12 protein-coding genes are annotated in these 11,097 nt (G+C 44.3%); 10 read left to right on the forward strand and 2 right to left on the reverse strand.

The window, feature by feature from the left end:
- Positions 1 to 27 precede the first annotated feature (27 nt).
- From K384_RS08065 to K384_RS08110, 10 genes are all read left to right on the forward strand, one after another.
- Positions 28 to 903 (forward strand): ABC transporter permease, encoded by an 876-nt coding sequence (locus tag K384_RS08065; RefSeq protein ID WP_038031225.1) that lies wholly within the window; start codon positions 28 to 30, stop codon positions 901 to 903.
- Positions 904 to 912: 9 nt separating this feature from the next.
- On the forward strand, positions 913 to 2,196 hold the full coding sequence (locus tag K384_RS13845; protein ID WP_038031228.1) for an ABC transporter ATP-binding protein: 1,284 nt from the start codon (positions 913 to 915) through the stop codon (positions 2,194 to 2,196).
- A gap of 8 nt (positions 2,197 to 2,204) precedes the next feature.
- Positions 2,205 to 2,981 carry a class I SAM-dependent methyltransferase gene (locus K384_RS08075; protein ID WP_038031230.1) on the forward strand — a complete coding sequence of 259 codons (777 nt, stop codon included), beginning with the start codon at positions 2,205 to 2,207 and terminating at the stop codon, positions 2,979 to 2,981.
- Complete coding sequence (locus tag K384_RS08080; RefSeq protein WP_157630104.1) at positions 2,965 to 4,014, forward strand: Gfo/Idh/MocA family protein; 1,050 nt, start codon at positions 2,965 to 2,967, stop codon at positions 4,012 to 4,014. Before K384_RS08075 ends, K384_RS08080 begins: the two co-directional genes overlap by 17 nt.
- The gene (locus tag K384_RS08085; protein ID WP_038031233.1) at positions 3,986 to 4,735 is read left to right on the forward strand and encodes a formyltransferase family protein; all 750 of its coding nucleotides are present in this window, start codon (positions 3,986 to 3,988) and stop codon (positions 4,733 to 4,735) included. Before K384_RS08080 ends, K384_RS08085 begins: the two co-directional genes overlap by 29 nt.
- A gap of 4 nt (positions 4,736 to 4,739) precedes the next feature.
- Entirely contained in the window at positions 4,740 to 5,864 is a 1,125-nt protein-coding gene (locus tag K384_RS08090; RefSeq protein WP_038031235.1) for a DegT/DnrJ/EryC1/StrS family aminotransferase, read from the forward strand.
- Complete coding sequence (locus K384_RS08095) at positions 5,845 to 7,050, forward strand: CgeB family protein (RefSeq protein ID WP_169737633.1); 1,206 nt, start codon at positions 5,845 to 5,847, stop codon at positions 7,048 to 7,050. Before K384_RS08090 ends, K384_RS08095 begins: the two co-directional genes overlap by 20 nt.
- Before the next feature lie 40 nt (positions 7,051 to 7,090).
- A complete protein-coding gene (locus K384_RS08100) occupies positions 7,091 to 8,065 on the forward strand; it encodes a polysaccharide biosynthesis protein (protein WP_051633248.1) in 975 nt (324 codons plus the stop codon).
- Positions 8,066 to 8,134: 69 nt separating this feature from the next.
- Positions 8,135 to 9,298 (forward strand): cystathionine gamma-synthase, encoded by a 1,164-nt coding sequence (locus K384_RS08105; RefSeq protein WP_038031239.1) that lies wholly within the window; start codon positions 8,135 to 8,137, stop codon positions 9,296 to 9,298.
- A 130-nt stretch (positions 9,299 to 9,428) separates the two neighbouring features.
- A complete protein-coding gene (locus K384_RS08110) occupies positions 9,429 to 9,989 on the forward strand; it encodes a DUF3575 domain-containing protein (protein ID WP_038031242.1) in 561 nt (186 codons plus the stop codon).
- 300 nt (positions 9,990 to 10,289) lie between these two features.
- Here the strand turns inward: K384_RS08110 and K384_RS13395 are convergent, their stop codons facing one another.
- Both K384_RS13395 and K384_RS13750 read right to left on the reverse strand, forming a co-directional pair.
- Positions 10,290 to 10,739 (reverse strand): transposase, encoded by a 450-nt coding sequence (locus K384_RS13395; protein ID WP_245605293.1) that lies wholly within the window; start codon positions 10,737 to 10,739, stop codon positions 10,290 to 10,292.
- Positions 10,726 to 11,028 (reverse strand): transposase, encoded by a 303-nt coding sequence (locus K384_RS13750; RefSeq protein ID WP_051633250.1) that lies wholly within the window; start codon positions 11,026 to 11,028, stop codon positions 10,726 to 10,728. The genes K384_RS13395 and K384_RS13750 overlap by 14 nt, the downstream gene beginning before the upstream one ends.
- Positions 11,029 to 11,097 lie beyond the last annotated feature (69 nt).

The raw sequence follows: 11,097 nt of genomic DNA on the forward strand, positions 1-11,097 counted from the left end.
TGAAAAATGAACAGCGTTTAAAAATTCATGGAAAAGCATAGTGTGAAGAACTTGGCATCGCAAGAGCAAGAATGGACGGAAGTGATAGAGCCGGACAAACCTTGGTGGCAACTGAATATCGGAGAATTATGGCGTTATAGAGACTTGGTCATCCTGCTGGTACGGCGCGATTTTGTGGCACAGTACAAGCAAACCATTTTAGGTCCTTTGTGGCACTTGATTACGCCGCTGCTGAGCACTTTGACTTACACGGTGATTTTCGGCAATATAGCCAAGCTGCCGACGGATGGCATTCCTCCTTTCCTTTTTTATTTGTGTGGCACTACATTTTGGGGGTATTTTGCCAAATGCCTTACCTCCACCGCAGATACCTTCGTTGCCAATCAAAATATATTTTCAAAAGTTTATTTTCCCCGTTTGGTCATGCCGCTGTCGCAGGTGATAAGCGCAGGTATTGGCTTTTTGATACAATTGGGCTTGTTTTTGATATTCGCGGCATATGCCTTTTGGCAAGGGGCACCCATTCACTTGTCTTGGGCACTTTCCCTGCTTCCCTTGTTGGTTTTGTTGATGGTTATATTGGGCTTGGGAATGGGTATCATCATCTCGGCAATGACTACCAAGTATCATGATTTGCGTCATGCCGTGAGTTTTGGGGTGCAGCTGCTTATGTATGCTACGCCTGTTATCTACCCTTTATCGATGGTGCCGCCTCAATGGCAAAAATATTTGCTTTTAAATCCTTTGACTTCGTTGATGGAATTGTTTCGTTTGGCTTTATTGGGTGAGGGTTTCTTTGAGCCTGTTTGGTTTGCTTACAGCGTGTTTATGTGTGTGGTGGTTTTGCTGGCAGGGGTTGTGAGCTTCAACCGGGTTGAGCGTATATTTGTAGATACAGTATAACAAAGAGGTATGGCAAAAACAGTAATACATGTAGAGGATGTCTGGAAACGCTATCGTTTGGGGGTGATAGGAGCCACTACCTTGCGGGATGATTTGAAGCGTCTGAGTGCCAAGTTGCGGGGCAAGGAAGACCCTACCGTACCTTTGGATAAAAGCAATCATTTAAACCATAAAACAAAAGACGCCTATACGTGGGCGCTACAAAATATCAATCTGGAAATCAAAGAGGGGGAAGTAATCGGTATCATCGGCAAGAATGGGGCAGGAAAAAGCACACTCCTGAAGATTCTCTCTAAAATCACGCCTCCTACACGCGGGCGTGTGAAAATAAGAGGACGCATAGCTTCTTTGCTGGAGGTTGGCACCGGCATGCATCCGGAGCTGACAGGCATTGAAAATATCTACCTGAATGGCGCTATACTGGGCATGAGCCGCCGGGAAATCAAAGAAAAGTTAGATGATATTATTGACTTTGCAGGTATTGCCAAGTATGCCGACACCCCGGTGAAACGCTACTCTTCAGGTATGCGTGTGCGGCTGGGCTTTGCCGTAGCTGCTTTCTTGGAGCCCGATATTCTCATTGTAGATGAAGTATTGGCGGTAGGAGATGCCGAATTTCAAAAACGGGCAGTAGGTAAAATGAAAGAAGTGAGCAGCGGGCAGGGGCGCACAGTGCTGTTTGTGAGTCATAACATGGCGAGTGTACAGCATCTGTGTCATTCAGGTGTTGTTTTGGATAAAGGTCGAGTAGTGTATCAGTCACAGAATATAGATGAGGTCATTCAATATTATGCGAAGCAGGTAAGACAACAAGTATCGATACCGCTAATGAGCCGGAATGATAGAAGTGGAAGAGGAGAGATTCGGGTCCAAGAGCTATGCATTACAGATACTCAAGGCAATTTAATAGATACCATACTTACCGGGCAGGCTGTCAATATAGAGCTTGCTTATAAGGTGTCAAGAGAAGCCCCCCTGCAAGATGTGATGGTAGCCCTCTCTTTACGGCGTTTCGATGGGACTGTGGTTACTACTCTTTCTACCGAGTATTTGTGCAGCAATTTTCAGCAACTTACAGGTGAAGGTCGCCTGCTTTGTCATATTCCGCGACTCCCTCTTACATCAGGAGAGTATATTTTAAATGTAATGATTCGAAGCCAAGGGGAAATTCAAGACTGGCTCGAAGATGCGTGTGTACTGTGTGTAGAAAATGGCGATTTTTTCGGAACAGGTCAAGTAGTGCCTGCAAGTCACCCCGGAGTACTCTTTGAACACATGTGGAAACATAAATAACTTAGAAAATGACTTTTTTGAAAAAGGTTATAAAGAAAATACTTCATGGTTTAGGATACGATATTAGGCGCTTGCCGACTCACTCAAAAGCAAAAAAACAACCTATAGCCATGGCACAGGGTATACCGGTTTATTCTGCTATTGAGCATAATACCCGGCAAAGGACCAACGAGTATTACTCCAATGAAGAAGCTGTAAGGCAGTACCTATCCCCTGACCGGTTGCAGTTCTATAAAGAAGTGATCTCTCTTGTGAGGGAGAAAGTAAGTGAGTTGACTGCCCGAAAAGCACAACAGAGTGTACAAATTGGAGATGTAGGTTGCGGACCGGGAGATTTGCTTGCATATTTGACTGATAGCTTAGAGCCAGCTGGGGCTGGGTATGCCATGACTGGTTTGGACTTTTCAGAAGCGGCTATTCGCGTTGCCTCCCAACGCTTTCCCCATATTAGTTTTCATGTGTTTGACATCTACCAAGACTTTGAGCAATATACTTCTTCTTTTGACCTTCTTTTTTGTACAGAAGTTTTGGAACATTTATTATACCCTGCCAAAGCACTTAGTCATTTGCTTTCTATGACAAAAGAGATGTTGGTGCTTACAGTACCTGATGGGCGGAAGGATACATTTGCAGGGCACATTAATTTTTGGAGCCCTGAAAGCTGGGAAGTATTTGTCCGGGAAGGTACCTTGAAAGAGTATCCCGCTGCAAAGATTCAAATAGGTTACTTGGAAAAGAACAATATTAATTACGCTATTATTGAATTGAATGACAATGAAAGGTAATAGATTGAAATTTGCTATTATAGGTTGCGGGCGGATAGCGCAAAGGCATGCTTTCCATATAAGTAATAGAGGCGACCTGGTGGCAGTGTGTGATATAGAACTTCACAAAGCAGAGCAGCTGGCCAAGGAATATGGTGCAACATTTTATGCTGATGCACAGACAATGCTTGCCCGTGAATCGATTGATGTGGTAGCTGTTTGCTCGCCTAATGGGCTGCATGCCCAGCATACTATCCTGGCACTTCGTGCTGGCTGTCATGTCGTATGCGAAAAGCCTATGGCAACAAGCGTGTTGGATTGTCATCAAATGATCAATGAAGCAGAGAAGGCAAATAAGCGCCTTTTTATTGTCAAGCAAAATAGGTTTAACCCACCGGTTGCAGAGGTGAAAAAACTACTTGATGCAGGTGTATTGGGTAAAGTGCTGAGTGTGCAGCTTTCATGCTTCTGGAATAGAAATGAAGAATATTATAACAGCTCTCCATGGCGAGGCACCAAGGCTTTAGATGGTGGTACTCTTTATACACAGTTTAGTCACTTTATTGATCTTCTCTATTGGATGGTAGGCGATGTGAAGAGGGTCGCTGCGGTGGGTAGAAACGCAGCTCATCAAGGAGTTATTGAGTTTGAAGATTGTGGCGCGGTAGTGTTGGAGTTTTATAATGGAGCTATTGGCACTATCAACTACACGGTCAATAGTTACCGGCAAAATATGGAAGGCTCTCTCACTCTATTCTGTGAAAAAGGAACTGTGAAAATAGGAGGGCAGTATTTGAATGAATTAGAGTATCAATGCATAGAAAACTATCAAATTTCAAACTTGCCGCCCGGCAACCCTCCTAACAACTATGGCAAGTATTTGGGGTCTATGTCTAATCACGACAAAGTGTATGATAATGTAATAGAGGTGCTCAACAACCAAGGAGTTATTGCTACTAATGGCCTTGAGGGGCTGAAAACTGTTGAAATTATAGACAAGATTTACACACAAATGCGTTCCTCTCATGAAGACAGTCATATTTCTTGGTTCTAAGCCCATTGGCTACGAGTGCCTTCAACATCTCTTTTCCCGGCAGGATTCGCTCGGTATAAAAGTGACTGCTGTTTTTACAAACGACAATACCCGTTTTGATAAAAATAAAAGTGTCAGAGACTTGGCAACATCTTTTGGCGTGCCCGTATACGAAGATATTGCTGCTCTTGAAACGATGGCGCCCGTAGATGTTTTAATATCGGTGCAGTATCATCAAATCTTGAAGAAGAAACACATTCAAAAGGCCAAGCAGCTTGCTGTCAATCTTCATATGGCGCCTTTACCTGAATATCGGGGGTGTAATCAATTTTCGTTTGCCATATTGGATGGAGCAAAAGAGTTTGGAACGACACTGCATGTGATGAATGAAGATATTGACGGAGGGGATATCTTGTTTGAACGGCGCTTCCCCATTCCTGCTGATGTGTTTGTAAAAGAACTTTATCAGAAGACATTTGAGGAGTCGCTTATTTTGTTTCAAGAACATATAGAAGATATCATCAGGGGAGAGTATCAGCCTATTGCACAAAGTGACAGAATCCCTACTCATGGAACATCTATTCACTACAGGAATGAAGTAGAACAGATTAAATGTATAAATTGGAGGTGGCCCAAAGAAAAAATTGAGCGTCACATTAGAGCTACCTCTATGCCGGGCTTCCCTCCTCCTTACACTTACATAGCAGGAAAAAAAATAGAGTTTCATTTAAAGGAAGATTAGTTCTATGAATGTTTCTTTTGTTGATTTGCGGGCTCAATATCTTTCCATAAAAGAAGAGATTGATGCAGCTATCTGGCAAGTTCTCGACTCAGCCTCTTTTATTGGTGGAGAGTGGGTGGCTAAATTTGAGAGAGCATTTGCACAATATATAGGCAGAAGATTTTGCGTTTCGTGTGGCAATGGCACAGATGCCATTGAAGTTGCGCTAAAAGCCTTTGGTATAGGACCCGGCGACGAAGTGATCGTTCCTGCTTATACATGGATATCTACTGCAGAGGCAGTAAGTAATGTGGGCGCTGTCCCTGTTTTTGTAGATGTAGAAGAAGATTATTATTGTATTGACCCTCAACTTATAGAGGGTAAAATTACCTCGAAGACTAAGGCAATTATCCCGGTTCATTTTTATGGGCAGGCAGCAAACATGCCGGCTATTATGCAAATAGCTCAGAAACATCAACTCATTGTTATAGAGGACTGTGCACAGGCTCATGGAGCAAGTATTGAAGGAAAAAAGGCTGGGAATTGGGGCCATGCCGCTTGCTTTAGCTTTTATCCCGGAAAAAATTTGGGAGCATATGGTGATGCCGGTGCAATACTTATAGATGATGAGCGCATTGCAGAGACCATACGCAGACTTTGTAATCATGGACAGCTGGTAAAACATGAGCATCTCGTTGAGGGGCGTAACAGCCGCCTTGACACCATTCAGGCAGCTGTCCTTTCTGTCAAACTAAAATACCTTGAATTGTGGACAGAACAGCGCATTGCCAATGCCCGCCTATATACTCAATTACTGCAGGAGCAGCTTGGAGGAAGCATTCTGCCACCCAAGGTGCGCGGTAATACGAGACATGTGTTTCACTTGTATGTGGTGCAATGTGAACAAAGAGACTGGATAAAGCAGTATTTGGCTAAACATTCCATTCAAACTGCTATTCACTATCCAAGAGCGCTGCCATTTCTTGAGTGTTATGCTTATATGGGGCATTGCCCGGAGGATTTCCCCAAAAGCCATGCTATGCAAAAGCGAATCTTATCTCTTCCTATGTACGCGGAGCTGACAGGCGAGCAAATTTATTATGTGGTCAATTGCATGAAAGATGCAATCCTTGAATCAAAACAATGTTAATCAACCTGCAATGGGTAAAGTTAAAGTATTTAAAGGCAGCCCCATGTATTCACAGGGGGCAACGAGTATATATCAGCGTAGCCCGTCTTTGAGAAGTGCCTCGTATGAGCAGCAATACCAGGCTCTCATGGGCGCTTTGTTTGGGTTTTCTGATTTTTGGAAAAAGAACTTGGAAAGCTTAGGGGGGTATGAAGTAGAGGAAGTGCTTACTAATTGTAAGGACCTCCAGCTAAAATGGGCAGAAGAGCATCATGTCAAACTGCAATCTGATGATTGGCAAAGAGAGGTCCTTTTGCACCAAATTGCGCATTATCAACCTGATATTCTTTTCGCTCATGACTATAATGTTTTTGACAATCATTTTCTTAAAAACATAAAACAACAGGTCCCCTCTATTAAGATGGTTATTGGGTGGGACGGAATACTATTACATGACCCGGCACGCTTCCAAGAGTTTGATTTAATGCTTTCGCCACTGCGTTTAACGGCTGACTTTTATAAAAGTGCCGGTAAGCGAGCGTATTATTTCCCTTTTGGCTTCGAAACTTCCATCATGGACTCTTTGAAACAAGTCAAGGAAAAGCGTTATGAGGTGAGTTTCGTGGGGTCTATTTTCTCAAAGGCTCATAGAGAACGTATGGAACTGCTGGTTTTTTTAAGTAAGCATATAAAATTAAGCTTATGGGGGGCACACTTCCCTAAAAAAAACGAGAAAAAAGAGTGGTTCCCATGGGCTTACCCTCAAAGGCAACGTTTGCTTAACCGGCAGTGGCAAGAATGGTGGGCTATTTGGAAACTTGCCCCCATCAATCAAGGGGGGGTTTTTGGTATAGACATGTATCAGGTATTGGCTGAGTCTATGATTACCTTAAATAAACATATAGATGTTGTTCCTAACGCAGAAGCGGCAAATATGAGATTATATGAAGCTACCGGAGTTGGGACTTGCTTGGTGACTGACTATAAAGAAAACTTAAATGACATATTTACAATTGATGAAGAAGTAGTAGCTTACAAAAGCAAAGAAGAATGTTTAGATAAAGTGAAGTATCTTCTTAAACATCCAAAAGAATGTGCCAGAATAGCTAAAGCCGGACAAAAAAAAGTAATGGAAAACTATTCTTTTCGTAAACGAGTCTTGGACTTTGTCCCTTATTTAGAACAACTTTTGGAAGAGAAAATTTAAAGTAGGACTTTCCGACTCTTACTTGTTTACCTTGAAACACATGCACCCTCAATACACACTGCTTACAGGAGCGACGGGTTCGATAGGACGGGCTTTTTTGGCATATCAGATGGCGAAAAAGCCCGAAACCCCCTTGATTGCCCTTAGTCGTGATGAGCAAAAGATTTTACAATTACAGCAGCAATATCCACGCAAACAGTATCCACATCTTCGATTTGAATTAGGCGACATACGCGACCTTGCACGCATCACACAGCTTTTGGCACAGTATCCCTGCCACGAAATAGTGCATGCTGCCGCCCTGAAGCATGTGCCTCTGGCAGAACATTACCCCGGTGAATACATACAAACCAATATAGCAGGAACACAAAACCTGCTGACTGCTGCCCTGCAGCATGCTGTTCGCAAGATTACCTTTATCTCTACCGACAAAGCCTTTTTGGCAGCCGGCGTATATGCCGCCACCAAGCGCTGCGCCGAACAGCTGCTGATTGCCCATGTGCAACGCACACCGGTGCCTGCCATTGGCATCTTGCGTCCCGGTAACCTCGTGAATGCACGCGGTTCGATATTTGAGCAATTGAACAGCGACAAGCAGACCTTGCGCATTACACACCCCGAAGCAAGCCGTTTCTTCTTGTCGGAGGCACAGTTGCTGCAAGCCATAGAATATGTGCGGCATCATGCCCATGAGGGCGAAATAATCATACCCAAGATGCAGGCGGTGCGCATTGCAGATTTGGGCAGGTGGCTGAAACCGCATACACCTCAACAAATCACGGGCTTGCGCCCCGGAGAAAAAATTCACGAGTTACTCTTTGACGAAAGCCTGCACGGGCGTGTGGCAGAAAACCGCTCATACTACATCATATATTCTGCCCCCCCGGAGGCAGAAAGCTTGCTCCGGCACCAAGCCAAACTATTGGATACTCCACGCAGTTGTTGTTCTGCGGGGCACCTGCTGCCTTCGCTCGAAGCCTTCCGGGCTTATCTAAACCAAGCATTGCCCGTATAGGCTGCCCTTTCAATATTATTTTTAACTTTGAACCATAGGTATTCTCTCTTACTTTAAAAAACATAAGCTATGAAATTCGGAACTAAAGCCATACATGCAGGCGTACACCCTGATCCCTCGACCGGGGCAGTGATGACCCCCATCTTTCAGACCTCGACCTACGCACAAGAGGCCCCCGGCGTACACAAGGGCTATGAATACTCGCGCACCCATAACCCCACCCGTGATGCCTTACAAAAAAACCTGGCGGCACTTGAAAACGGCAAATATGGCTTTGTTTTCAGCTCCGGTCTGGCAGCCACCGACACACTGATGCGCACCCTTAAACCCGGCGATGAAGTCATTGTTACCAACGACCTGTATGGCGGCACCTACCGTCTTTTCCGGCGTGTGCATGAAACCTACGGTTTGAAGTTCCATTTTATCAACATGGAAAACGTAGCGGACGTAGAGCAATATATCAATGAAAACACACGCATGATTTGGGTAGAAACACCCACCAACCCACTCATGAAAATCATAGATATTGCTGGCGTGGCACGCATTGCCAAAAAACACGGGCTGCTGTTGACGGTGGACAACACCTTTGCTTCACCTTATTTGCAGAACCCTTTGGATTTAGGTGCTGATATTGTGATGCACTCAGTAACCAAGTACCTTGGCGGGCACTCCGATGTGGTGATGGGCGCGTTGGTTACTTCGCACGAGGCACTTGCCGAGCAACTTGCTTTCTTACAAAATGCCGTGGGGGCTGTGCCGGGCCCCATGGACTGTTTCCTGGTTTTACGTGGCATAAAAACACTGCACCTGCGTATGCGCCAACATTGCGAAAACGGGCGCGTGATTGCCGAGTGGTTGGAACAGCATCCCGCTGTTGGTAAAGTTTATTATCCGGGCTTTGAAACGCATCCCAATCACCATGTGGCAAGAAAACAGATGAAAGACTTTGGCGGCATGGTGTCTTTTACTTTCAAAGAAGACGACATGGACTTGGCGAAGGCTTTTATGAGCAACCTGCAAGTCTTTACCTTGGCGGAGTCTTTAGGTGGGGTAGAGTCGCTCTGTTGCCACCCGGCTACCATGACCCATGCCAGCATTCCCAAAGAAGAGCGTGAAAAAGCCGGTTTGCGCGATACGCTCATTCGCTTAAGTGTGGGCGTGGAAGATGTGGAAGACCTCATTGCCGATTTGGCACAGGCAATTGAAAAAGCTTTCCAAGCTGTGAGTAAGTAACTTTTGTTATAAAAATTTGATTTTTAATTAAATATGTTGGGCTGCTGCAATTATTTCAGCAGCCCAATGCTTTTGGCACGCCCTTTGCCTAAAAGCATAAGCATGTTTTACATTTAAATTTTTAAAAATTATGAAAAACCTGTTCTTAAGTTTGTTTTTGGTGGCGCTTAGCCTTGGTGGGTTTGCCCAAACGGAAAAAAGAAATGTAATCAAGACGAACTTACTCAGTCCTTTTCTGAGTGCGGCTCATCTCAACTATGAGCGTGGTTTGAGCGACAAAACGAGTGCCCAGCTTGGTTTGATGTATCTTTTTGGGGTGAACCAAGGCGATACCAAGTTCAATGGTTTTGGCATTACGCCCGAGTTCCGTTTCTATCCTTCCGGCAATGCCGTACAAGGCTTCTTTTTGGCTCTTTCGCCACGTTATCAGAGCTACAACCTCGAAGCTACGATAAGTGACGACAACGGCAACTCCAACACTTCCAAGGCTACATTGAGCTCTGTAGGTGCCGGCTTGCTTATTGGTAGCCAGTGGCATTTTGGCAAATCCGTAACACTTGAACTTTATGGTGGACCCTCGTACAACGTTGGCAACGTAAAGGTAGAAAGCGGCAGTGAAGATGATTTCAACACCGGTTTGGGAAGCGGCTTTGGCTTGCGTTTTGGCTTGATGCTCGGCTTTGCATTCTAAACATAGCGTGAAGCTTGTTATTTAAGCTTTGGGGCAATGTGGCAACATATTGTCCCAAAGTCATTTTTATGAAGCAAAGTAAAATACCGTGCAAATACTTTTTTAGTAGATTGAAAGCCGTGCGGTAGTATATCTTTGTGTGTGTAATGGTCTCTTAATCTAATTTCAACTTTACTCATTTTTTCACTCTTCCCATAATTTAGCTTTGGGAAAGTATTCCGGGGCACTGCTAATAAAAAATGGTAGCATTGGCATAATGCCCCCATTTTTGGCAAAATTTCATCCAACGTTGCCATCTCTTCATACTGCTATCATGCCGGTTGCCGGTCCGGAACACATCTTTAAACCTTCTGCTACTTGGACTTTATCTTTGGGTTTGACGCGTTTTTGAACATTTCTCTGCAAATGAATTGAGCATAATTGTTGGGATGAAGGAAATTTTTTTCCATATGGCATCCTCTGTTGAAGAACACGACTTTTTAGCTCGTCAAAAACATCCTCCCATGCCTGAGCACTTTCAGTAGGGGAATTGACAGTGCCCAATACCTGCCGTGAGCGATCTTTTCGAACACCTAATATCGTATAATAGGCCTCTTTGTTTACGTGATCCGCTTTTCGGGTGTATATAAAAGTTGCGTCAATCAGAATGATGGGGTAATATGATTTCAATGGCCGGCTTGACCACGCCTGAACCTCCGACCGGGCATACTCAAACAACCGGCTGATTTGACTTGCTCTATTGTTTTCCATAAATGTCTCCAAATATCTCCCCAACCTGTTCGGTAGTGAGCCCCGCACCACACAAGTTAAATTCCGGTTTGCGGGCTTCTTCTTCCCGGTTACGCAACAATGCCAAAAGTATAGGATAGAAATTCCCCCGGCGACTGCGCAGCACTCTTAGTTCCGGTAGTTTTCCTTGTCCAAAGGTCTTGCGATAGCGGTGTCCATTGCTCATATCATCTTCTTTTTTTGTTATGGAGTTCACCTTCAGCCCGCATGCTCGCTTCAAAGCTGATTTTTTAAACCTCTTGGAAATCATTCTTTTTTTAAAGCAGGTTCTCCTAAGGTTTTCGCAACTTTCTCTTGTGTAAAATTTAGATTTTTCATC

Source organism: Thermonema rossianum DSM 10300 (genome assembly GCF_000426825.1).
GTDB lineage: Bacteria > Bacteroidota > Bacteroidia > Cytophagales > Thermonemataceae > Thermonema > Thermonema rossianum.

Excerpts from the sequence above, each read along its gene's own strand:
- K384_RS08065 (WP_038031225.1), top strand. The coding sequence starts at position 28 with ATGGAAAAGCATAGTGTGAAGAACTTGGCATCGCAAGAGCAAGAATGG.
- K384_RS13845 (WP_038031228.1), top strand. The coding sequence starts at position 913 with ATGGCAAAAACAGTAATACATGTAGAGGATGTCTGGAAACGCTATCGT.
- K384_RS08075 (WP_038031230.1), top strand. The coding sequence starts at position 2,205 with ATGACTTTTTTGAAAAAGGTTATAAAGAAAATACTTCATGGTTTAGGA.
- K384_RS08080 (WP_157630104.1), top strand. The coding sequence starts at position 2,965 with ATGACAATGAAAGGTAATAGATTGAAATTTGCTATTATAGGTTGCGGG.
- K384_RS08085 (WP_038031233.1), top strand. The coding sequence starts at position 3,986 with ATGAAGACAGTCATATTTCTTGGTTCTAAGCCCATTGGCTACGAGTGC.
- K384_RS08090 (WP_038031235.1), top strand. The coding sequence starts at position 4,740 with ATGAATGTTTCTTTTGTTGATTTGCGGGCTCAATATCTTTCCATAAAA.
- K384_RS08100 (WP_051633248.1), top strand. The coding sequence starts at position 7,091 with ATGCACCCTCAATACACACTGCTTACAGGAGCGACGGGTTCGATAGGA.
- K384_RS08105 (WP_038031239.1), top strand. The coding sequence starts at position 8,135 with ATGAAATTCGGAACTAAAGCCATACATGCAGGCGTACACCCTGATCCC.
- K384_RS08110 (WP_038031242.1), top strand. The coding sequence starts at position 9,429 with ATGAAAAACCTGTTCTTAAGTTTGTTTTTGGTGGCGCTTAGCCTTGGT.
- K384_RS13395 (WP_245605293.1), bottom strand. The coding sequence starts at position 10,739 with ATGGAAAACAATAGAGCAAGTCAAATCAGCCGGTTGTTTGAGTATGCC.
- K384_RS13750 (WP_051633250.1), bottom strand. The coding sequence starts at position 11,028 with ATGATTTCCAAGAGGTTTAAAAAATCAGCTTTGAAGCGAGCATGCGGG.